General features: G+C 61.8%; 14 protein-coding genes and 1 pseudogene. 7 read left to right on the top strand and 8 right to left on the bottom strand.

Annotated features, from left to right (window positions below):
* Positions 1-10 precede the first annotated feature (10 nt).
* The 4 genes and pseudogenes from QF039_RS17585 to QF039_RS17570 all read left to right on the top strand — a co-directional run bounded on the left by QF039_RS17585 (position 11) and on the right by QF039_RS17570 (position 3,984).
* The gene (locus tag QF039_RS17585; RefSeq protein WP_003211737.1) at positions 11-352 is read left to right on the top strand and encodes a hypothetical protein; all 342 of its coding nucleotides are present in this window, start codon (positions 11-13) and stop codon (positions 350-352) included.
* A complete protein-coding gene (locus QF039_RS17580; RefSeq protein WP_177080513.1) occupies positions 352-1,767 on the top strand; it encodes an LLM class flavin-dependent oxidoreductase in 1,416 nt (471 codons plus the stop codon). The genes QF039_RS17585 and QF039_RS17580 overlap by 1 nt, the downstream gene beginning before the upstream one ends.
* Before the next feature lie 124 nt (positions 1,768-1,891).
* Positions 1,892-2,473 (top strand): annotated as a pseudogene (locus tag QF039_RS17575) (AMP-binding protein); the annotation flags it as partial.
* A gap of 92 nt (positions 2,474-2,565) precedes the next feature.
* A complete protein-coding gene (locus QF039_RS17570) occupies positions 2,566-3,984 on the top strand; it encodes an FAD/NAD(P)-binding protein (protein ID WP_307519750.1) in 1,419 nt (472 codons plus the stop codon).
* A 42-nt stretch (positions 3,985-4,026) separates the two neighbouring features.
* Here QF039_RS17570 and QF039_RS17565 read toward each other — a convergent pair whose 3' ends face one another.
* From QF039_RS17565 to QF039_RS17550, 4 genes are read right to left on the bottom strand one after another with little or no spacing between them, the layout of a single operon-like run.
* On the bottom strand, positions 4,027-5,292 hold the full coding sequence (locus QF039_RS17565; RefSeq protein ID WP_307519749.1) for an efflux RND transporter periplasmic adaptor subunit: 1,266 nt from the start codon (positions 5,290-5,292) through the stop codon (positions 4,027-4,029).
* Positions 5,282-6,763 carry a TolC family protein gene (locus QF039_RS17560; RefSeq protein WP_307519747.1) on the bottom strand — a complete coding sequence of 494 codons (1,482 nt, stop codon included), beginning with the start codon at positions 6,761-6,763 and terminating at the stop codon, positions 5,282-5,284. Before QF039_RS17560 ends, QF039_RS17565 begins: the two co-directional genes overlap by 11 nt.
* Positions 6,756-7,955 (bottom strand): ABC transporter permease, encoded by a 1,200-nt coding sequence (locus QF039_RS17555; RefSeq protein ID WP_003211725.1) that lies wholly within the window; start codon positions 7,953-7,955, stop codon positions 6,756-6,758. The genes QF039_RS17560 and QF039_RS17555 overlap by 8 nt, the downstream gene beginning before the upstream one ends.
* The gene (locus QF039_RS17550) at positions 7,952-8,659 is read right to left on the bottom strand and encodes an ABC transporter ATP-binding protein (protein WP_177041915.1); all 708 of its coding nucleotides are present in this window, start codon (positions 8,657-8,659) and stop codon (positions 7,952-7,954) included. Before QF039_RS17550 ends, QF039_RS17555 begins: the two co-directional genes overlap by 4 nt.
* Positions 8,660-9,022: 363 nt before the next feature.
* On the opposite strand from QF039_RS17550, the gene QF039_RS17545 reads away from it, so the two are divergent.
* Complete coding sequence (locus QF039_RS17545; protein ID WP_003211721.1) at positions 9,023-9,775, top strand: TetR/AcrR family transcriptional regulator; 753 nt, start codon at positions 9,023-9,025, stop codon at positions 9,773-9,775.
* A gap of 360 nt (positions 9,776-10,135) precedes the next feature.
* Positions 10,136-13,975 carry a hypothetical protein gene (locus tag QF039_RS17540; protein ID WP_307519743.1) on the top strand — a complete coding sequence of 1,280 codons (3,840 nt, stop codon included), beginning with the start codon at positions 10,136-10,138 and terminating at the stop codon, positions 13,973-13,975.
* Between the two features lie 70 nt (positions 13,976-14,045).
* Here the strand turns inward: QF039_RS17540 and QF039_RS17535 are convergent, their stop codons facing one another.
* A complete protein-coding gene (locus QF039_RS17535) occupies positions 14,046-15,107 on the bottom strand; it encodes an FUSC family protein (RefSeq protein WP_307519741.1) in 1,062 nt (353 codons plus the stop codon).
* Positions 15,108-15,261: 154 nt separating this feature from the next.
* Positions 15,262-16,887, bottom strand: coding sequence for an NADP-dependent glyceraldehyde-3-phosphate dehydrogenase (locus tag QF039_RS17530; RefSeq protein ID WP_102369501.1), 1,626 nt, complete (start codon positions 16,885-16,887; stop codon positions 15,262-15,264).
* Positions 16,888-17,059: 172 nt separating this feature from the next.
* Between QF039_RS17530 and QF039_RS17525 the strand changes: the two genes are divergently transcribed.
* Entirely contained in the window at positions 17,060-17,920 is an 861-nt protein-coding gene (locus tag QF039_RS17525; RefSeq protein WP_307519738.1) for a Dyp-type peroxidase, read from the top strand.
* An 848-nt stretch (positions 17,921-18,768) separates the two neighbouring features.
* Here the strand turns inward: QF039_RS17525 and QF039_RS17520 are convergent.
* Together QF039_RS17520 and QF039_RS17515 are read right to left on the bottom strand one after the other, a co-directional pair.
* A complete protein-coding gene (locus QF039_RS17520; RefSeq protein WP_177023013.1) occupies positions 18,769-19,221 on the bottom strand; it encodes a winged helix-turn-helix domain-containing protein in 453 nt (150 codons plus the stop codon).
* A 72-nt stretch (positions 19,222-19,293) separates the two neighbouring features.
* A complete protein-coding gene (locus QF039_RS17515; RefSeq protein WP_307519736.1) occupies positions 19,294-22,512 on the bottom strand; it encodes a type III effector HrpK domain-containing protein in 3,219 nt (1,072 codons plus the stop codon).
* Positions 22,513-22,528 lie beyond the last annotated feature (16 nt).

The following is a 22,528-nucleotide window of genomic DNA, read 5'->3' as shown; positions in this document are numbered from 1 at the left end:
AGCTGCATCCATGACCGCACTGAATCAGGCGCGCCAACTGCTGGAAAGCACCCGGCGCTTTGTCGAGAAAAGTGATGACCCCTACGTGATCAGCCGCTTTGGCGATTTGCAGATTCGCGTGGAGGTAGCGGCTGCTTTGTTTGAGCGTGCCGAAACCCACCCAGGCCCGGTGGCCCTCACAGAAGCCCAGATAGCGGCTGCCGAGGCCCTCATCGCTGTCAGCAACGCCGAATTCGAACTCACCGGCCAGCGTACTGCGCTGCCGCCGACCCTTGATGATCCCCTGCGCTGGAAATACCAGATTGTCGGCAACTACCACCTCAACGGTGTCGCCCCCCGGAGTAACGTTTAATGCCTCGTGAAATCCGTTTGAATGCCTTCGACATGAACTGTGTCGGCCACCAGTCGCCGGGCCTGTGGGCCCACCCGCGTGACCGCTCATGGCAGTACAAGGACCTGGAATACTGGACCGACCTGGCAAAAATTCTCGAGCGCGGCAAGTTCGACGGCCTGTTCATCGCCGACGTGCTGGGCATCTACGACGTCTATAACGGCAACGGTGACGCAGCGATTCGCCAGGCGACCCAGGTGCCGGTCAACGACCCGCTGTCGCTGATCGCACCCATGGCGCTGGTCACCCAACACCTGGGTTTTGGCCTCACCGCTTCACTGTCCTTCGAACACCCGTACCCGTTCGCCCGGCGCCTTTCCACCCTCGACCACCTGACCAAGGGCCGCGTCGGCTGGAACATCGTCACCTCGTACCTGGAAAGCGGCGCGAAGAACCTCGGCCAGAAAGCCCAGACCGAACACGATGCGCGCTACGACTACGCCGAGGAATACCTGGAGGTTTGCTACAAGCTCTGGGAAGGCAGCTGGGAAGAGGGCGCGGTGTTGCGCGACCGCGAACGGCGGATCTTCAGCGACCCGAGCAAGATCCACGAGATCCGCCACGTCGGCAAACACTTCCAGGTGCCCGGCATTCACCTGTGCGAACCGTCGCCACAACGCACGCCGGTGCTGTACCAGGCCGGGGCGTCGAGCCGTGGCAAACAGTTCGCCGCCGAACAGGCCGAATGCGTGTTCGTTGCCGCACCGTCGAAAGTGCTGCTGAAGAAAACCGTTGCCGATATCCGCCGCCGTGCGGCCGAGGCGGGGCGTGACCCGAAGAAAATCCTGATCTTCAACTTGCAGACGGTGATCGTTGGCGAGACCGATGCCAAGGCCAAGGCCAAGTTCGACGAATACAAATCCTATGTCAGCTACGAAGGCGCGATGGCCCTGATCTCCGGCTGGACCGGCATCGACTTCAGCCAGTTCAAGCCCGATGAACCCCTCAAGCATGTGCATACCAACGCCATTCAATCGGCGGTGGAAGCCTTCTCCACTGCCGACCCGAACAAGGTCTGGACCCCGAATGAACTGGCAGACTGGGTCGGCATCGGCGGCTTCGGCCCGCTGTTCGTCGGCGGCCCGGAAACCGTGGCCGATCTGTTGCAGGAATGGGTTGAAGAGACCGATGTGGACGGCTTCAACCTGGCCTATGCACTGACCCACGAGACCTTTATCGACGCGGTCGAGTTGCTGGTGCCGGAGTTGCAGAAGCGCGGCGTGTACAAGACCGAATATGCCCAGGGCACCCTGCGGGAGAAATTGTTTGGGGACGGCGCGCGGTTGGCGGACAACCATCCGGGGGCCAGCTATCGTGATTTGTCGGGTGTACATAAAACAAATGTGGGAGCGGGCTTGCTCGCGAATGCGGACTGACATTCAGCATTGATGTTGCCTGACGCACCGTTTTCGCGAGCGAGTCGAGCCGTCCCACCGCCGCCCACATAAATCCGGCCAGCGGACCACCGCATGCTTGTTTCACCAATAGGAGCATCACCCTATGAGCGTGCATGAACTTGAACTTGCGCTGGATGTGGAATGGCCCGCCGAACGGGTTACGGTGTTGCCCGAGGCGTTGGCGCAGTTGCGCCATTGGGCACAGGTGACCCCGTTGCACAGCGCCCTGCGCCACAAGCGTGACGGCCAGTGGTATGCCTGGCGCTGGATCGATGCGTTGCGGGATGTCGAGCGCCTGGCTGATGGCTTGCGTCAGCAGGGCTTTACCGAGCAGTCGCGGCTGGCCCTCAGCGGTGCCTTCGAACCCGGCCTATTGCTGCTGGCCCTGGCCGCCCAGGTGATCGGTGGCCAGATCCTGACCCTGGCGGATGACCTCGAGCCCGCTGCCCTGCAGCAACAAGTGTGGCGCATCCGGCCTACCCACGCGTATGTCCCTGGGCTCCAGCCGTTGGCGATGGTGCGACGGATCGACCCTGTGGACACCTCACAACGGCTCTGTCGCTGGTGGCAGCCTTCGGGCAAGACCGAATTGTGGAGCGGGGAAAGCACCCATTGGCAAGGCGGCCTGGCGACGGTGCTGGAGCAATGGCTGATTAGCGGCCAGAGCCTGGGCTTCCCGCAGTCGGGCTGAACTAGGCGTCCCGGGTCGATGTGCTGGATACTGCACGGGGCGATTTTTACCACAACCATTCAGGCAGACAGTAAGGGCGCAATTTCATGAGTGAAACCGAACGCGGACAGGCGACGAGCGCCATTCGCAACGCCGATGTGCTGATTGTCGGCGGCGGCCTGAGCGGGACGATGCTGGCGGTGCAGTTGCTGCGCCTGCCGGGCACGCGGCAGATCCTGGTGATCGAGCCGCGCGAGGAACTGGGGCGCGGCGAGGCCTACAGTGCGGTAGAGCTTGGGCACACCTTGAACGGCAACGCCGCGCGCATGAGCGTCGACCCGGACAACGCCGATGACCTGACCCAGTGGCTGACCGCCTACATCGCCGGCGGCGGCTGGCCCGAGTCGGACCAGCAGCACGTGCCCATCAGCGAACTGTTTCCGCCCCGCGGGATTTTTGGCCTGTACGCGCAGCAGCGGCTGGCCGAGGCCAAGGCGATTTCCGCGTCGACCGTCGAGCACATTCGCGCCGAGGTGACAGACCTTGAGGTGGATGAACACGCCACACGGCTGACCTTGAGCGACGGCCAGCAACTGCGCGGTGCCTGTGCGGTATTGGCCACCGGCATGTTCCCGGCGGCACGCACGCCACAGACCGAATCCAGCGGCTTGAATGCCGCTGCCGTCGACCCGTGGGATGTACCGGCCATGACCCAACTGGACCCGCAATCCACCGTGCTGATCATCGGTTCCGGGCTGACCATGGTGGACGCCGTGGTGTCCCTGGAACAGGCCGGCCATCGCGGGCCCATCGAGATTTTTTCGCGCCACGGCCTGTTGCCCCATGTCCGTCGGCAGCCGCCGGCCTGGGTCGACTTCCTGGGAGAAGACCACAGCCTGCGCAGCCCCCGGCAATTGCTGCGGGAGGTGCGGCGCCAATGCCGGCTCGCGCTGGAGCAGGGGATTGACTGGCAAGCGCCGCTGGACACCGTGCGTGCCAACATCGGGCGGTTGTGGCGCCAGGCCAGCGAGGGCGAGAAACGTCAGTTCGTGCGGCATGTGCGGCCCTGGTGGGAAAGCCACCACCACCGTTCGCCGCCGTTGAGTGCCGAGTTGGTGGCGCGGTTGCATGGAGAAGGGCGGCTGCGGATCCGGGCGGCTTCGTACAAGGGGCTGGTGCCTTCGCAAGGTGAGGTGACGATCCGCCTGCGTCATCGTGGAGAGCAGGACGTGGTGCAGGTGTCGGGGGCGGCGCTGATCAACTCCAGCGGGATTGAATATGACTGGCGGCGCGTGGCCCGGCCGTTGCCCCGGCAGTTGCTCAAGCGCGGGCTGATTCAGCCCGGGCCGTTGGCGTTGGGGATTGCGGCGGATGTGTCGGGGGCGGTGCTGGATGCCCACGGGAATGTCAGCCAGCGGCTGTTTGCCATGGGCCCGCCGTTGCGCGGGATGTGGTGGGAAAGTACCGCAGTGACGGATGTGGCGATTCAGGCCAAGGCGCTGGCCGCGAGGTTGGCACACCTTTAAATCTAATGTGGGAGCTGGCTTGCCAGCGCCTACAGGTCGGGTTCATGGCCCGACCTTCACAAACCCCGGCTTCAACCCAAACACTTCAACCCCCTGGGCCGTCGACTGCCCGGTGGTCACCGTCACCCGCTCCACCGGCTTATCCATCGCGGCCCGATATTCCACCGTCATTGCACCGTCCCCGCGACTGATCGCCTGGGCCGGTACGACAATCGCCTGGTCATTGTTGTAGGTCACAATGGTCAACCGCGCACTCATCCCCAACCTTACCCGCTGCAACTGTCGCGGGGTCAGCTTGGGAATCGACAGGGTCACCGGAAACTGCGCGCTACCCTGGCTGTCGCTGGCAATCGCCAGGCCACTGACCACGCTGACCGACCCTGTCAGCCGTTCCCCATCAAACCCGTCGCCCATCACCTCCACCGCCTGCCCCTGGTGCAACTGGTTGATGTCCAGTTCCGAGACCTTGGCGACGATTTTCAGTTTCTCGATGTTCGCCAGTCCAAACAGCACCTGGCCCTGGTTGACCTTGCTCCCGGCCTGCACCGGCGCGTTAGTGCTCCCGCTGCCCTGGGTCGATGAGTTACTGCCCGGCGCCGGCACCACAATGCCGGAGAACGGGGCCTTGACTTCCTTGCCGTCGAGCAGGGTATGCAGGGCGTCATATTTCACGGTGGCATTGGTCAGCTCCATATCGGCGATCTGCCGGTATTCGCCCTGGCCTTGTTCAACTGCCTGTTGCAGCTCAGCGCGGGCGGCCGTCAGGTCGAGTTGTTGCTGGGTGGCCTGTTGTTTCAGGTCGTCGAGTTCGTTGCGCGGGATGATGCCGCGCTTGAACAGGTTTTCGCTTTCGGTGAGTTTGCGCTGGGTGTTGCTGGCGGTCATTTCGGCAGTGCGCAGGGTGCGGCGGGCGCGCCCGACTTGCTGGCCGCTGTCCCAGTCCTGCATTTCCTGCACCGTGCGCCGGGCCTTGAGCTGGGCGGAGAGGGCGTCGCGCAGTTGCACTTCGAGGGTGGCCGGGTCCATGCGCAGCAGCACCTGCCCGGCCTCGACCCGCTGGCCCTGTTCCACCAGGTTGGCCTGCACATTACCGTCGAACGGCGCGGTGAGGGTGATGGTGGTGTCAGGCTCGATCTTGCCCACCAGGCCGATCTGATGCACCAGCGGGTCGACCTTCACCGCCAGCCACTGCTCGGCGTTGCCGGGCTGGTTGGCGGCCGGGCTTTGACGGCTGAGCAGCGAGACGCCGACGCCGGCCACCAGCACAATCAACACGACGCCCAACAGGCGCTTCTTATTAGTAGTCATTGAGGGCGATTTCCCAACTTTCCAGCGTCATGCCCAAGGTCAAGTCGAGCTGAGTCTGGGCGTTCAAATAGGCAATCAGCGCATTGAGCCGCGAGTTCTCGGCGTTGCGCAGGTCGGTTTCGAAACTCAATACCTGGAAGTTCGTGGAGCGCCCGGCGCTGAGTTTTTCCCGTTCGATTTCGATCTTGCGCTTGGACAACTCTACCGCCCGCTGGGAAATTTCATACTGGCGCCAGCGAGTGCCCAGGTCGCGCACCACATCGTTGACGTCGCGCTCCAGTTGCTGGCGGGCGTCGGCGATGATGATCTCCTGGTTTTCCACATCGACCCGCGCGTGCACCTCGGCCTGGCGAGTGCTGATGTCGCCGATGGGAATCTGCACCTGCACGCCCGCGTAGCTGTCCCAGCGCCGGTTGCTGTTGTAGCCGTTATCGTCATTGGTGGCGGCCCGAATCTGGTTGGCACCGGCCACCAGGTCCACTTGCCAGCGGCCGGAGTCCTTGGCGATCACCAGGTTGAGGTCGGCCTGCTGGCTGCCGAGCAGGGTGGCGAGGTATTCCGGCTGCTGGTTCTGCGCCAGCACGAAAGCCTGGCGTTTATCGATGTCCATGGGCCTGGCTTCAAGGGCCTCGGTGGCGCGGATCGGTGTCGACAGGTCGAGGGCCAGCAGGCGCAGCAGGGCCAGGCGGCTGGTGTCCAGTTGGTTCTGGGCTTCTTCCACCCCCAGTTGCTGGGTGGCGATATCGGCTTCGGTCTGCACAATCTCGAACTCGGCCATGCGCCCGGCACTGATCAGTGCCTTGTTCACTTCAAGCAAAGTGCCGGAGCGCTTGAGGGCGTCCTGCACGATGCTCAGTTGTTCCTGGGCCCGCAGCAATTCGCGGTAGGTGGCGATGATGTTGCTGATGGTTTGCGCCACGTTGGCCTTGAGGTTCAGGCGGTTGGCCTGTTCCGACAGGCGTGACAGGCGCAGCGGGGCGGTGGTGGCGTCCCAGCCGGCACCGCGCATCAGTGGCTGGATCACTGACAGGTCGAGGCCGTCGCTGCGGTAGCGCCCGGCGCGATCGGCGTTGTTCAGTTGCTGGGTCCAGTTCATGCTCAGGCGCGTGCCGTACTCACTGAGCAAGGTGGCATTGGGCGCCAGGTTGGCGTTGCGGGCGCTGTCGTCGGTGCCCTTGGTGGCGCGGTAGTAGCTGTTCAGGGTCAGCTTGGGGTTGAACGTGTCTTCAGCCACCCGCAGGTCGAATTTCTGCGCCACCCGCTGCAGGTAGGCGCTGCGAATCGCCGGGTTGTTGCGCAGGCCCAGGTACACCGCATCCCCCAGGGTCAGGGTGGTGGACTGGGCATTCAGCGACACGCTGCGTTCATAGCCACTGCGGGTGGTACTGGGCGCGGAGGGGCGAATCACCACGTCGGCGGCCACGCTGTGCAGGCTTACCAAGGCGGTCAACAACAGCAGGCGTTTATTCATCGCGCAGGGCCTCCACCGGCTGCAGCCGCGAGGCCGACACCGCCGGATAGATCCCGAAAAACAACCCTACCAGCAACGTGCTGCCGACCCCGAGCGGCAGCGCGGCCACCGCCAGGGAAAACTGCCAGCCGGACAGCCTGGCATACAGGTACGCGGCGGTCATGCCCAGTACCGCGCCGCATACCGCACCCACGGCGGTCAGGGTCACGGCTTCCAGCAGGAACAGGTTGCGAATGTCGCGCTGGCGCGCCCCGAGGGCCATGCGAATCCCGATTTCCCGGCGCCGTTCCGAGACGTTCATCAGCATCACGTTCATCACGCCGACGCCGCCGCCCACCAGGGAGATCGCGCCCAGGGCCAGCAGCAGGTAGGCGAAGGTCCGGCTTTGGCGGGTCATGCCATCGATCATTTGCTGGGGTACCTGAATGTCGACATCGTGGTCGGTGAGCTGGGCTCGCAGTGCCACGGCTGAGTCCTGGGCGAGGCGTTCCATATCCTGGCCGGGGGTGGCACGGATGATCACGTTGCCGATTTGCGGGCTGGCGTAGATCCGGCGCATGCCCGGGGCGGGGACGAACAGCGATTCGTTGGCCTGTACGGGAATCAGCATTGCCCGGGGCTGGCTGTGCAGAATGCCCACGATCAGGAACAGGTAATCGTTGATACGTACCCGGTCGCCCAGTTGCAGCGGGTCGCCGGGCACGCTCAAGGCCTGGACGACCTGGTCACCGACGACCGCATAGGTTTCCCCAGCATCGAAACTCGACAGGAAGCGCCCGTCGCGCACCGACAGGCGCATGGCATCCTTGAGGTCCGGCGTACTGCCGACGAGGCTTGCGTTCCAGGTACGGCCATGGAACACCACTGGCCCGCTGAACAGCGAGACCGCACCGATATGGGCAATGCCTGGAACGCTGCGGCGCACGGCTTCCAGGTCCAGGCTGGCGGGCATTTGCGCAGTGCTGGCACCCCTGGGCGGGAATTGCGCCACCAGGGTGTCGGTGCCCATGTCCTTGAAAATCATCGCCGCGTCTTCGGCGGCGTTGTGCCCGATATTGATCAGCGCCACCACCGACGAACTGCCGATGACGATGCCCAGCAAGGCCAGGATCGAGCGCTTGCCCAGGGTGCGCAGGCTGACAAACGCCTCGTGCAGCAATTGGCTCAGGCTTTGTTCGACCCGCAGGCTCATAGGCGCCCGGCCTCTTGCACCACGCCATTGCGCACCAGGATCTTGCGATTCAGGCGTTCGGCAATGTGCGGGTCGTGGGTGACGATGATCAGCGTCACCTGCTGGTCGCGGTTGAGCGCCAGCAACAGGTCCATGATCTCCTGGGCGGTGGTGCTGTCGAGGTTGCCGGTGGGTTCGTCGGCGAGGATCACCGACGGGTTGCCGACCAATGCCCGGGCGATGGCGACCCGTTGGCGCTGGCCGCCGGAAAGGTCGGCCGGGCGATGGTGGGCGCGCTCGGCCAGGCCCACCTGGTCGAGCATGCGCAGGGCCTGTTCCACCGAGTCGTGGCGTGACACGCCGCGGTAGCTCAGGGGCAGGGCGACGTTGTCCAGGGCACTGAGGCGTGGCAGCAGGTTGAAACTCTGGAAGACGAAACCGATCTGCTGATTGCGGATCGCCGCCAATTGATCGGGGCTGGCGCTGAAGATGTCATGGCCGGCAAAGCGGTACTGGCCGCAGTCGGGCAAATCCAGCAGGCCGAGAATATTGAGCAGGGTACTTTTGCCGGAGCCGGAGGCGCCGAGGATGCCGCAGCTGTCACCGGTTTCGATGGCCAGGCATACATCATTGAGAATCGACAGGTGTTGACCGGCCAGCTGATAGCTTTTGCCGATGCCTTGCAAGGAGATAAAGCCTGGGTGCGCGGGGGTATCTGTCATCATGACTACGCCTGCAGCCTCGACAGCGCCGTGCTTCCCCCGAAAATCCTTGTAACAAGTTCAGGAGCTGCCTGGTACACGTCACGGACTGGTTTTATTTCTTGTTTTTAAAATATTGTTTGAATACTAACCGCGATCCAGCCGTTCCGCCAGCCATGGATATAGAGCGGTTTTACCCTTTGAAACGATTCTTCAAAGGGACGTTTCCGGCGCTGAAAAAATCCATCAGCTACCCTCAATGAGCCCGTTGCTGTTGGCTTTGAATAGTATGGCGCTGTGTCACTACTTGCTTTCAGGCAGCGGCCCCGGTATAAAAAATCAAATTAATTTTTAAAACAATATTTCCGCAGTGGAACCCCAATCCCTATGGTCGCGAAGAAACTCAGCGCTCCAAACGTTACCAAGACCCGATTGCTGGATGCGACAGAGGCTCTTTTCATCAAATACGGCTATGACGCTGTTTTGTTGCGGCAGATAACCGAGAGGGCCCAGGTCAATCTCGCTGCGGTGAATTACCACTTCGGGGACAAGGACTCCCTGATGAAAACCCTGCTGATGCAGCGCCTGGAGCCGCTCAACGAGCAGCGCCTGGAGTTGCTCGCCCGGTGCGAAGCCGAATCCGACGGCCCGCTGGATTGCGACACCTTGCTCGGGGTGCTGTTCGCCCCGGCCATGGGCCTGGAGCGCAGCGACCCGGCGAGTGGGGAAGGGCGTTCATTCATCCGTTTCCTGGGTCGGGTCTACAGCGACACCTCGCCGTTTATCCAGGAGTACCTCAAGGTGCATTACCAGCCGGTGTTCCAGCGTTTCTTTGAAGCGTTCGCCCTGGCGCTGCCGGACTTGCCGCGCAACGAATTGGGGGTGCGGCTGCAATTTGCCCTCAAGGCGATTTCCGGGGTGATGGCCGGCACCGAGCTGCGCTTGCTGATGAACTCCATGAGCCTGGGACGCCCGGCCACTGATGCCGAGGTGATGGCCAAGCTGATTACCCTGGTGTCCGCGGCGATTCGCGTGCCACAGCAAAGCCCGGAAGCCGAAACGGCCCTGGCGCGGGTGCTGGATACGCAACGTGCTATCCGCGAGCAGGCCGCGTCGCCTGTCAACAAGGTGGCTCGCTGAACCCTTCAAGACCGGCTTGCAATGAGCCGGTCTGCCTTTGCACCCTCTATACAAACAACCTTGCGAACACTCAAATCCCGGGCAAAAAAAACCCGCTGGGGCGGCGGGTTTTTAAGTGCAACGTTTGTAACGGATGAGGCTTTACCCTACGTCTCCGGATGTGAATAAAACGTGAAAAATATGTAAGAAAAAGTGTGAATGTGCGGGGTTTGTATTGACTGCGCTTTCTCTGAAATAGCTCATCGACTTCCGCCATTCGTCGCCACTGTCAATTCTGACAGGTAGACGCTAAGAAGGGCCGGGTGTTTGATTTCTTCAGTCGCGTGTTCTGTCTGCACGCCGTCAAACCTGGAGATTAACATGTCGACCAAGCCTGCCGCCTCGAGACCCACTCCCAGCACCAAGCAACCTGCCACGCCGAAGCCATCGCCTACACGCCCTGGTGTGATGATCATCGAGGACTTGGATCCTCCCCATGTTTCTCCAGCGCAGACAACACCGATAGATGGTGCGGCATATGGATTGGGGGTTCGCCATTTCCCTGCTTCGGGGGCTACCGGCGAGAAATATATTACTTTTATTTTTGAGCGTTGGACCGGACTCCGCGAGGGGGACGAGTATGGAGTAACGATGGGGGGCATCACGCCGCCACCGAAAACTGTCGAGGCGGGAGAGGTAGGCGAACAGCGCTTTTTCTTCGATTTCCCTTACGCCAGTTTGAACGTGGACCCCGCCAAAGGCTTTGCATTCATTCCCGATGTATACGGTGAGGTTGTGAGGGTCGCCTCCGGGACTCCCAGCACCTCGCCACCCCAGACCGTATTGGTCAAGGAAACCTACCCCGGTGGGGAGGACGATCGGCCCTTCGAGCCTTGGCACTCCAAGTTGCAGTTGACCCTGTCAGACACGATTATCGGTGCCGGACAACGCATTACGGCCACCATCAAGGCTTGGGAAAACATGCGTGTGAACGACTTGGTGATGTTCTTTTGGGGACCTGCGCGTCTTGAGGTTCCGCCGATCACCGCGGCGCAGGTAGGCAGTGACCTGACGTTCGATATTGACGAGGCATTTATCCAGGGCGCTGGCAGCGGTCACTATGCCGTGGCGTTCTTTCTCTATGACGAGGTAGCCAATAGCTCGGGTCCGGTACAGCCCTGGTGCAAGCCGGTGGCAGTAGAGGTAAATCTGAACGTGACGCTGCTTGACGAGCCTTTCATTATCGAGGCCGACCAAGCGCTGATGGTGCTGGATGCCGATGCGCTGGGCAGAGAGCCAGCACATGCCGAGGTAGAGATCCCGCGCGGCGTTACCTTTCGGGTAGGTGATACCATTTTGCTGACGGTTCAGGGTACGACGCCTGATGGCGTGTTCGTCAGTGATTCGCAGGATATGCCTGTAACCAGGGTTCCTAGTTATCTCGAATTTCCCATCCGCAACGAGCTGGTCAGGTCTCTTTTGCTGAGCTCGATGACAGTCTACTACGTGAGACAAAGGGCTGGGGAAGATGACCTGCCATCCAGGAGGGCGACAGTCTCCATTATCGGTCTGCGTTACGACCTGCCCAGGCCCAGCGTCAGGGAGGCCCACGGCCCCTTCATTGAGCCGGACCTGGAACGCATTACCGTGGAGATGCCCGACTACCAGCCGCCAGGCACGCCGGGAGATAACCTGGAGGTTGTCCTCCAGGGTTTCCATGTGGATAACACCTCCGAGCGGGTGTCCTCTTCGCGGCTGGCGGGCAATCCTCCGCGCACCCGTGATTTCCCGAATGGCGACTACGTGCGCCTGGAAGGTTTGAGAGACGCCAATGTGCACTACATCGTCACCGGGGCGATTGGTACCCGTGAGTCGGAACGCCGGTGGGTGCAAGTCGGTCGTCCACCCCGGGATCTCGCCGCACCGGTTATCTGGGAAGCGGTTGATGGCAACGTAGACCCCAGTACCCTCGGCAGTGTCGGTACCCTTGAATTGCGTGCGGACTTCAAACGCAGCGATATCGTGGTCATCCGCTACACAGGCTCGCTCAGTGGGGTGGTACAGGAAGAATATACGTTGTTCGTGGAATCCAACCCGCTGTACGTGGATATTCCGAAGCAACTGTTCCTCGATAATCTCGACGGTACCCTCACCGTCAGTTATTTGATTGATCGTTTCGGTGCTTATCGGTATTCCGAAGAACTGGTGGTGACCGTAGGGACCGCCTTGGGCGAGTTGTTCTTGCCCGAGGTGCTGCTTGCCACTACCGAGCCTGATGAGCTGGATCCGCTGGTGGTCTGGCCGGGCGGCGCGACGGTAAGGGTGCGCTATGACGAGATCAAGGCCCGTGACCGGGTCGAGGTCAAGTGGGAGGGGGTACCCGGCGCGGGCTCCCACTACGAGGTCAAGGACAACCAGAGCGGCGCCTACATCGACTTCACGATCCCCACCGAGGTGATCGGCTACAACATCCATCCCGATGGGCGGGACATCGCGGTGTCGTTCGTGGTCATTCGTAATGGCTTCCCCACCGACTCCCCCGTGCTGATATTGCGTTTGCTGAGCTTGCATCATCTGCCAGGCCCGCTGATCGACAGCATTGGTGACGCTGCGGTGCTGGAAATACCTCTGCTTCAGGACTTCGACGAAACTCGCGTAGCAGCCTGGCCGTATGGCCACGCCGAGCAGCGTATGTGGCTTCGTTATCAAGGTATCCGTAATACGGGCGCGGTTTATGATAACGAGGTCTATCGGGCACGGCCTGTAAGCGAAAGCGAAGCGTTGAACGGTATCGTCAGCGACACTCCGGTGCTGGCGTTGCGCAACCTGCAAGAATGGTCCGCATTGACCATCAGCTTCTGGGTGACGTTCGACCACAGCGGTGACATCAACAACGCGGTGCTGTTCGAGGTCAGACACCACGTGATAGAGCTGGTGAGCGCTACGTACCCCCACCCGCAAATCCAGGATTCGGTTCCCGCCGATGAGCAGGAGGTTGCCATCGATCCGTTGGTGGTCGAAAACAAATGCGTGGTGTTGGTGGCTTACCCGAACATGAACCAGGGGGGGACGGACCTGATTACCCTGCACTGGATCCACGCGGACGGGACCATTGTGGAAGTCGCGACCCAGGATGGGCTGGACGGTGGCACGGTGACGTTCCATGTCAACAACGACATCCTCGCTGCCAGTGTCAACAGCACGATTCACCTGCAGTACTCGGTGGTGCTGGGCAGGGGGGGCACCGGCATTTCCCAAGAGCAAACGGTGAACGTGGGGACCATCCTGCCAGCCAATCTGCCCCGGGTGTTGATCAATAGTGTGGCCAATGGCGGCAGTCTTAATCCTCCGGGCCTGGCCGGCAATGCTGTCGCGGCCTCTCCAAAATGGCGCCTGAGCCTGGCGGGCCAGCGTGTATGGCTGCGCGTCACCACAAACAGCCCCGGCATTGCACCCTTGGAGTTACTGGCAAACCATTCGCTCACCTTGCCGGAAGCAACACACGGCTTGGCGAATATTCAGGTCAGTCGTGACTGGCTGCTAGGCCTGCCCAACAATGCGCGCATCACGGTGCACCTGAGTGTGACGTTTAATGGCAGTGAGGATGCGTACGATGCGGTGGAGTTCCCCACCACCGAATACACCATCAGCCTGACCAGCCCGCTGGTCCTTAGCCAGACAACGCTATACTTTTCTGGCCGTACCTATATTTTGGCCAACTATCCCAACAATCTGCCCATCTATGATTCCTACAACTCGGCTCGGCTTTCGGTATCAGGAGGAACACCGCCCTATCGGTACTATTCGAGTAACACCGGGGTTGTCCACGTCGACACGACCGGGTACGTCACCGTAAGAGGGAATGGAGGCGCGACGATTACAGTGTCCGATTCTTCGTCGCCCGTTCAAACGCGGACTTGCGGAGTCAGTGTCGGAGGCGTCGTGAGGTGTACTATTTTGGGCAACAACACCCAACAGGCTGTCGCCAGTGCAGCTCAGGGATCCACTTCATGGCTGGCCGACCTGGGTGAGTTGCAGGCCATACGGGCCGCTTATCGCAACACTTGGCCGGTGGGAAGTACCTACTATTGGTCGAGGACGTTCTCCCATAGCTTTTTCTTTTTTAATTACTACTACGTCTATAACTTCATCGGGCCGCAGCAGGATGTGCAGAAAGATGACGGCATCAATCGCTGGGGCGGTATCCAGTTAAGAACGTAAGCGTCGGCTTGGAAACAACGCTGCAAAGGGACAGCCCTACCTAACCGTAGACTGTCCCTATTTTTGCGATTCAAATCCTCCAATGTCCGGACGTTTTCGCCAGCCGCTGGCGCATCCCGTCGACATTCGCCGCCAGTTGCAGGGTCAATAACCGGTAACCGTCCAACGCGTTGACCACGGGCACTTCAAAGGTCTGCTGGTGGGTAGGCGTGTTGCTTGGCCGTTCCAACCGGTCGGTTGCCCCGGACTGCAACGCCCGCGCCATGCCGATCAGTTGCACCCGAATCTGCCGATGCTCGGCCTTCAAGGCCACCTGCATACGCGCCAGGGCTTCCTTGTCCCGTGGATCAGGCCGGGTGTTGCCGAGGATCTCCAGGGTGCTGATGCACATCCGCAAATGCCGCTGCAGGGTGTCCAGCTCGGTCATGGAAATCCGCACTTCCTTGGACACCGACGGCATCAACGAACGCAGTTGCAGCATCGCGGCGTTCAGGCGATTCAGCAGCTTGAGGTGCTCATCGTCAGTAACCGACTGGCCGCTGATGATCCGGCTATAAATCGCCGCGCAATCGCGCAAGGCACTGGCCAGGTTGTAGCGCCAGGAATACACCGCATACAGCGGCAACGCGAAGGAAAACGCCAGGGCCAGGACGATGCCGATCAGGATATCGACCGTGCGCCACAACCCATCCGACAGCGGGTTGTCGCCATGGCCGGCGACGATGAATACCGTGATCGCCGACAGCAACGCGATGTACCCACCCTTGCCGATGGCGTGATAGGAAAAGAACCCGCACACCACCGACATCAGCAAATAAGTCAACAGCGGTTGGCCCAGGTACGTCTCCTGCACCACCAGCAGCAAACCGACGCTGGCGCCGATCAACGTGCCGTAGGCGCGCTCGACGGCTTTCTTGCCGATATTGCCGTGGTGCTGCAAACCGCCGATCACGATCAGCATCGTCACCGAGGCCCACTCACCATGGGGCAGGTTGATGCCGGTGGTGAGCAGGATCGTTGCGAGCAACCCGATGGAAACCCGTACTGCGTGGATCAACTTGGCGTGACGGTAGCGCCGATACGGGTCCAGCAACGGACGCAGCAAGCGGCGGGCGAAGAGAGGGAGATTCATTGGTATCAGGGTAACCTCGTTGTTCAGGCTTCACTCAGTTCCAATGTGGGAGCGGGCTTGCTCGCGAAGGCGGCGTGTCAGTCAATACATCCGGCGACTGAACCACCGCTTTCGCGAGCAAGCCCGCTCCCACATTTTTAGATCGGTGTCGGGCTCAGAAAATATAGTCAGTGGTCAGAAAGCTCGACGTGCGTTCCTGCAGGATGTCACTGACCAGTTCCTTGTTGCTCGCCTGGAACTTGGTCGCCACCAGGGTACGGATCGAAAACACCCGCAACGCATCATGTACCGACAGCGTGCCCTCGGCCGAGTTCTTGCGCCCGTTGAACGGGAAACTGTCCGGCCCGCGCTGGCACTGGGCATTGATGTTGATCCGGCCCACCTGGTTGGCGAACGCGTCCACCAGGCGCCCGACTTCCCTCGGGCTGGTGCCGAAGATACTCAGTTGCTGGCCGAAGTCCGACTCCAGCACGTAGTCGATCACCGTCTCCAGGTCGCGGTAAGGCACGATCGGCACCACCGGGCCGAACTGCTCCTCGTGGTACACGCGCATCTGCGGGTTCACCGGGTACAGCACCGCCGGGTAGAAAAACGAGCCACGGCTGGCGCCGCCATTCTCGTTCACCACCTTGGCGCCGTGGGCCAGGGCGTCGGTCACCAGGCCGCCGAGGTAATCCACCTTGCCCTGCTCGGGCAGTGGCGTCAGCGACACACCGTCTTCCCACGGCATGCCAGGCTTGAGGGTCGCCAGCTTGCGGTTGAATTTCTCGATAAAGCTGTCGACCACGTCCTCATGCACAAACAGGATCTTCAACGCGGTGCAACGCTGGCCGTTGAACGAGAGCGAACCGGTGACGGCTTCGTTGACCGCATTGTCCAGGTCGACCTGCGGCAGCACGATCCCGGGATTCTTTGCATCCAGGCCCAACGCCGCGCGTAGCCGGTGCGGTTTCGGGTGCAGTTTCTTCAAATCGCTGGCGGCCTTGTTGGTGCCGATAAACGCAAAGATATCGATCTTGCCGCTGGCCATCAGCGCGCTGACCGTCTCGCGACCGCTGCCGTAGATCACGTTGATCACGCCGGCCGGGAAGCTGTCGCGGAACGCCTCCAGCAACGGGCGAATCAGCAGCACACCGAGCTTGGCCGGCTTGAACACCACGGTGTTGCCCATGATCAGCGCCGGGATCAGCGTGGTGAAGGTCTCGTTCAGCGGGTAGTTGTAGGGGCCCATGCACAGTGCCACGCCCAGCGGCACCCGGCGGATCTGCCCCAGGGTGTCCTGTTCCAGCTCGAAGCGGCTGGAGCGGCGGTCGAGTTCCTTGAGGGCGTTGATGGTGTCGGTGATGTAGTCGCAAGTGCGGTCGAACTCTTTCTGCGAGTCCTTGAGGTTCTTGCCAATCTCCCACATCAGCAGCTTGACCACTGCGTCACGCTGTTCGCGCATACGCCGCAAAAACGCTTCGACATGCTGGATGCGATCCACCACGCGCATGGTCGGCCACGCGCCCTGGCCGCGGTCGTAAGCGGCTACGGCGGCGTCGAGGGCAGTCAAGGCGGTGTCGGCGTCCAGCAGCGGGGTGCTGCCGATGATCACCGGCGTATCACCGTCGGTGCCGCGCAACTGCACCGGGCTGCGTACTTCGGCCAAAGGGCCGTTCCACACATGTAACTGGCCGCCGACCAGGTAATCGCGTTGTTCGATGGGCGCCGCGAGCCGGAATTGCTCGGGAATCTCGGCGGCAGTGGGAAACAGCTGGGCGAGCAGGTTGTCGGTGGTCATGTCGCTACCCCTGGAATGGTTGCAAAACGTGACTAGAGATTCACCCATCAACGCCCCGTGTGGCAAGGGCAACTCAAGGCACAGTTGTACATCGCCCCGCAAACCCTGGAAAACCTAGAGCACAACCCCGTACTGGCCGGGTAAACTGCGCGGCTTTCTTGAAGGAGTTCACATGAGTCAGTACCAGCCGGGCATTCTTGCCGCACCGGTGCCGTTGCAGGCACGCCATCTGTTTTTTGCCATTGAGTCCCTGGATGCCGTACCTGCCGCACTGGATGCGCTGGTGCAGTGGGTGGACGCCAGTGCGGTGGTCGGTTTTGGTGAACCGCTGGTTCATGCCCTTGGCGCTCGGATTGACGGGCTGCGGGCGTTCCCTCATGTGAGCGGGCCGGGGGCGGAGAATCCGTCGACCCAGCAGGCGCTGTGGGTCTGGTTACACGGTGTGGATCGCGGTGAGTTGCTGTTGCGCAGCCGGGCGTTCGAGAAGGCCCTGGCGCCGGGGTTTGGTCTGGTGCAGATGACCGAGGGGTTTCGCTACAAGACCGGGTTTGATCTGACCGACTATGAGGATGGCACTGAGAATCCGCATGATGATGCGGCGGTGGAGGCAGCGGTGGCGCAGGGTGGTGCGAGCTTTGCGGCGATCCAGCAGTGGCAGCATGATCTGGATGGGTTTGCGGCGTTGCCGGCTCTGGAGCGGGACCACATTATTGGTCGGCGCCATGGTGATAACGAGGAGCTGGAGGACGCGCCGGAGTCGGCGCACACCAAGCGTACGGCTCAGGAGAGTTTTACCCCGGAGGCGTTTGTGGTGCGGCGGTCGATGCCATGGGCCGAGAATGGTCAGGCGGGGTTGATGTTCCTGGCGTTTGGGCATTCGTTTGATGCGTTTGAAGCGCAACTGCGGCGGATGAGTGGGCTTGAGGATGGGATTGTTGATGGGTTGTATCGCATTAGCAAGCCGTTGACTGGGGGGTATTACTGGTGTCCGCCGGTGCGTGATGGGCGGTTGGATTTTAGCTTGGTGCTCTGAGGTTTTTGTTCGGGGTACATATCCATTATTTAGGTAACGGCCGCCTATGGTTCCGCTCTTACAGCGGGTCACTTTTGGCAAACGCCCGGAATGCCGGCCCAGCCAAAAGTAACCAAAAGGTCTCTGCCCCACCACTCGGTGCCTCGCTTAGGCTCGGCATGCCCGCACTCCGGCCCGGTTCCGCGGGCCGCCGCGACGGGCCATCCATGGCCCGGCGCGGCTAAACCGGCATCCTTGCCGGTTTACCCGCTCCACCGTGCCTACTTGCGGCCATCGTGGTTGACGGGGCTCGCAGATCAAAATCAAAAGCAAAAGCACGGCGGCCTGAAAGCCGACCTGAGTGTTAAAAGCCAGATCAAAAACCAGAGCGAAAGCAGCTCTGCTTTTCTGTGGGAGCTGGCTTGCCTGCGATGCAGACAACTCGGTTTTTCAGATACACCGAGGCGATGCCATCGCAGGCAAGCCAGCTCCCACATTTGAACCGTGCCCGCTTTAGCTTTTGATTTGGCTTTTAAACACTCAAGCCGGCCGGTAGGCCGCTGTGCTCTTGATCTGCTTTTGATCTTGATCTTGGGCGCCCCGTTAAACCACGCTGGCCGAACGCAGGCTTTGGAGCGTGGGTAACCCGGCAGGACGCCGGGTTAGCCGTCCTGGGCCAAGGATGGCCCATGACGGCGGCCCACGGTCCAAAGCCGGAGTGAGGGCACACCGAGCCTAAGCGAGGTGCCGAGTGGTGGGGCAAGAGCGTTTTGCTTACTTTTGCGCTGTTCAAAAGTGAGCCGCTGTAAGAGCGGAACCGATATAAGCCATCACCCAAATAATGGATATGCCCCCGATCCAAATCCCCCTCAACTGTTAAGCCTCTCCTGCCGCACGCCGTGCATCGGCCTCACCTCATCCCCCAAACAACGCCGACAGCTATAAACCCCCAACACCACCGGCTTTTTCTGCGCCCCACGCTCAACCCAGGTCGGCGCAACAAACCGATACCCCTGGCCCGTCGCCGTCGCGATATACACCGAATCATCATCCCCCAACGCCCGGCGGATCGCCTTGATCTGCGCCCGCAGGTTGCACTCTTCCACCACCAACCGTGGCCAGGCGATGTCCAGCAATTGGGTCTTCTCCAACAGCTCACCAGGCCGCGAAGCGAGGGCAATCAGCAACGTCAGGGCCCGACTGCCCAGGCTCACCGGCTCACCGTTTTTCAGCAGCAGATGACGTCGGGGCAGCAGTTGATAAGGGCCAAAGTGGATTTCAATAGCGCTGTCTTCAAGGTGGCCGCGGTGTGAATACGTCATGTGATTAACCTTTGTGCATGTTCAAAAACACAACCTCGCGCGGCTCCCTTCGCGCAAGGCTGCAAGGGAAGGTCAGGTGTTGATCGCCGGGATCGGGTCTTCAGGATAATCACCCGGCTCCGTAGGCCCGCCAGTCAACCCGTATTGCTTGAGCACCGGCGCAAGCTGGCCATAGAACGCGTCCTGCGCCTTGCCATGGGCATCAGCCAGGGCGAAGGGCAGGAACGCGCTGCCGATCCCGCCAAGGATCGCCGTAGCCCCGCCGAGGATCCCGCTGATGGTCCCGGCCACCGCGCCGATTTCCGTGGCCCCGTACAACCCGGCCCCGGCTTCCACCAACCCGGCCACCGCCGCACCCGTACCCAGCACGCCGGTGGCAACCGAGAAACTGCCGCTCAGGTAGTCGCCTTTTTTCAACGAGTCGACACCGCCAATCACCCCGATCACACCGCCGATAATCCCGCCCGCCGAACCGATGATCTTGCCGGCCGCACCGAGGTTGGCGATTTGCTGCGGACTCAGCGGACCCTTGCCCACCGGCACCTTGCCGGGGAAGTCACCAATGGTGCCGCCATCCGGGCGGTTGACCCAGGTGATACCGTAACCCGCTTCCTTGGCGTATTTGGTGCCGCCCTCCATCAACAGCCCGGCAAATTGCAGCCCGGCGGATACCCGGTTCGCGTCCGCCACCGGCGTGTTGCTGCCGCTGGCCGAACGGGCCATCAGCACGCCGCTCATCAACACCGCACTGCCGATGTGCAACAGGCCTTGCTTGAATGCCGGGCTGACGTCGCCGAACTTCATGCCTTCGATGGCCTTGGGCAGCGCGTCGGCGATCTTGTTGCCCTGGCGCCCGATATCCCATACCGAACGCAGCATCGACACCACTTGCGCCGGGTCGATCTTGCCGCCATCCGAGGTGACGAACATCTCTGGATCTTTTTGCTGGGCGTCGTTGATCGCGGCAGTGACCTTGGCTTCGTCGAAGTTGCCCTTGCCGTCCCCCAGGGTGATGTTCAGGGTGTCGGTGGTGGCGCCGCCGAGCAGGGCGTCGCCAAGGGCTTCGTTGAAATTCACTTGCAAGGTGGCGGCGTCATCCGCCGAGGCCTTGTCGCCGAGGAAGGCCTGGGCCGAGGCCGTGCTGGCGGCGAAGCTGCTGGCCGCCACGGTGGGGTCCATACCGCCGGCCACCGCGTCGGTAAAGGCCTTGCCGGTCACCAGTTGGTTTTTGTAGTACTGCTGGATGTTGTCGCTTTGCCCGGCCTTGTCGGCGATGCCGGTCAGGTCCACATGGCCGTTGCCCCCCAGCGCCAGGTTGGCGATGGTCGTATCGTTGGCCGCGTTTTGCAGGCCCATGCCCATGTCGATCTGCTTGCCGTTCTGGTCCTTGGCGTTGAGATTGTCGGTGAGGTTTTTGCCGGTCTCGATGTCGTCGGTGTAGTAGTTCTGCATCGCGATTTTCATCGCCGGGTTGCTGTCGACGATGTCGGCCAGTGCCGGGCCGCGATTGTTTTGCAGGAAGCCTTGCACGTCCGGGTCGGCCGAGAGGGTTTCGATGCCGCTTTGCAGCTGTGCCTTGATTTTGTCTTCGTTGGGGTTCAGGCCGTAGTGGGGCGAGGTGTACTTGTCCATCAACCCGGCGTGGGGCACGTAGTCGCTGACCAGCAGGCGGGTTTGTGCATCGGTCAACTGCACCAGCACCGCGGCTTTCTGTTCGCCGCTGTAGTTCTGCGGGTTGGCCAGGATGTCGGCGGTCAGGCCCGAGGTGTCGACGCCTGCGACCGCATCGCGGGTGGCGGCACCGTCGAGGAAGGTCAGGGTGTCGCTGTCGGTTTTCGGCGCCTGTTTTTCGAGCCAGGCGCCGATGTTGTCGCGGGTGCCGATGCCGTCCGACTTGCCGGTGGCGGGGTTGTCGCCGCCGGTTTCCAGGGCGTGGAACATCCCGGGTCTGGACCACATGGCCGCCGCGCCGGTCAGCTCGGTGCTCAGGGCCGAATCGCTGCCCAAGGCTTGCAGGTTGTCGCTGCGCAGCATGCCGTCGTTGCTGCGCTGGTTGGCGTCACCGGGGCGCATCGCCGGACCTGCGCCAGCGGCCAGGCTCTCGTTGGCCATCAGGATTGCCGCCGACTTGGCATTCGCCTTGGCCAGGTCACCGGGTTTGCTGCCGAGGAAACTGCCATAGGATTTCGACGCGGCGCCGAGGTCCTTGCCGGCGTTGTCGATGAAATGGTCGACATCGGAATGGGTGATCACATTGTCGGCCTTGCCACGCCCGCCGGTATCCAGCGCGGCCATCAGGCTCGGGCTGCTGGCCACGTACTTGAGTACGGCCTGGGCCTCGGGGGGGAGTGTCGTGGGTGGGTTGGCGAAGTCGATCGGCGCGCCATGCAGGCCCCAGGCGTCCCAGTTTTGCGAGAGCAATTGCGCGGCCGCCTTGGGCCGGTTCAGGTCGAGTTCTTCCTTGGTCGGCGTGCCGCTGGTGTTGCCGGTGATGGTGTCCCAGTCCTTGGCACCCGACACGCCAAACGATGAGGTGTCGATCCAGGACGTGTCCGAGGCGCCCGCCGCGCCGGTGCTGCCGGCATACAGTTTGGCCACCTGGTCGTACAGCGCGGGGGTGATGTCCTGGGACACGATCACCTTGTCGCCCGACGCCGTGGTATAGCGAATCAGGCCCGGGCCGACTTCTTCGGGCGGGCCGATATTCGCTGCCGGGTCCATGGTTTCCATGGGGCCGGCCAGGCGGTAGCCCTCGGCCTGGCTGGCATTGATCGCAAAGAGCTTGGCCGAGTCGCCGCTGACCTGGGCGAACAGCGCGGGTGTTTCCTTCTGGCTGACCACGATTTTGTCGCCGGCACTGGTCTCGTAGCGGATCAGTCCCGGGCCCAATTCGGTGGTACTGCCGATCGCCTTGTAGTTGCCCAGGCCAGGCGCCACGGTGCTGGCGTCGGCCTCCTTGTAGCCGGCGCCTTTGCTGTCGGCCAGATTCTTCTCAAGGGTCGCGTCGCTTTGCTGTGCGTTGTACTGGTTGACCAATTGCTCAAACAGCCTGGGGTTGTCGATCTGCTTGAGGGTCACCGGTTTGTCGCTGCCCAGCGGGGTGTAGGTGATGCTGTTGTTCACCGGTGCCTGCACGTTCTGGTACGGCAGCGGAATGGACGGCCCGCGGATTTTCGAGGGGTCGAATACCGGCTTGTCGACGGCGGTGAACAGGGCTTTTTCGAACGTGCTCCGGGAGCCATCCGGGCCCTTGTTGTCGGCAGGGTCAAGGCCATTCGGGATCGCAGTCATAGATCACCTGGAAGTT

Source organism: Pseudomonas sp. W2I6 (assembly GCF_030815935.1).
Classification (GTDB): domain Bacteria; phylum Pseudomonadota; class Gammaproteobacteria; order Pseudomonadales; family Pseudomonadaceae; genus Aquipseudomonas.
This window is presented reverse-complemented; position numbering and strand designations above follow the sequence as displayed.

What these genes read in the sequence shown, in the direction of transcription:
- QF039_RS17580 (WP_177080513.1), top strand. Translation starts at nt 352, where the DNA reads ATGCCTCGTGAAATCCGTTTGAATGCCTTCGACATGAACTGTGTCGGC.
- QF039_RS17530 (WP_102369501.1), bottom strand. Translation starts at nt 16,887, where the DNA reads ATGACCACCGACAACCTGCTCGCCCAGCTGTTTCCCACTGCCGCCGAG.
- QF039_RS17550 (WP_177041915.1), bottom strand. Translation starts at nt 8,659, where the DNA reads ATGATGACAGATACCCCCGCGCACCCAGGCTTTATCTCCTTGCAAGGC.
- QF039_RS17535 (WP_307519741.1), bottom strand. Translation starts at nt 15,107, where the DNA reads ATGAATCTCCCTCTCTTCGCCCGCCGCTTGCTGCGTCCGTTGCTGGAC.
- QF039_RS17540 (WP_307519743.1), top strand. Translation starts at nt 10,136, where the DNA reads ATGTCGACCAAGCCTGCCGCCTCGAGACCCACTCCCAGCACCAAGCAA.
- QF039_RS17520 (WP_177023013.1), bottom strand. Translation starts at nt 19,221, where the DNA reads ATGACGTATTCACACCGCGGCCACCTTGAAGACAGCGCTATTGAAATC.
- QF039_RS17585 (WP_003211737.1), top strand. Translation starts at nt 11, where the DNA reads ATGACCGCACTGAATCAGGCGCGCCAACTGCTGGAAAGCACCCGGCGC.
- QF039_RS17525 (WP_307519738.1), top strand. Translation starts at nt 17,060, where the DNA reads ATGAGTCAGTACCAGCCGGGCATTCTTGCCGCACCGGTGCCGTTGCAG.
- QF039_RS17555 (WP_003211725.1), bottom strand. Translation starts at nt 7,955, where the DNA reads ATGAGCCTGCGGGTCGAACAAAGCCTGAGCCAATTGCTGCACGAGGCG.
- QF039_RS17565 (WP_307519749.1), bottom strand. Translation starts at nt 5,292, where the DNA reads ATGACTACTAATAAGAAGCGCCTGTTGGGCGTCGTGTTGATTGTGCTG.
- QF039_RS17515 (WP_307519736.1), bottom strand. Translation starts at nt 22,512, where the DNA reads ATGACTGCGATCCCGAATGGCCTTGACCCTGCCGACAACAAGGGCCCG.
- QF039_RS17570 (WP_307519750.1), top strand. Translation starts at nt 2,566, where the DNA reads ATGAGTGAAACCGAACGCGGACAGGCGACGAGCGCCATTCGCAACGCC.
- QF039_RS17560 (WP_307519747.1), bottom strand. Translation starts at nt 6,763, where the DNA reads ATGAATAAACGCCTGCTGTTGTTGACCGCCTTGGTAAGCCTGCACAGC.
- QF039_RS17545 (WP_003211721.1), top strand. Translation starts at nt 9,023, where the DNA reads ATGGTCGCGAAGAAACTCAGCGCTCCAAACGTTACCAAGACCCGATTG.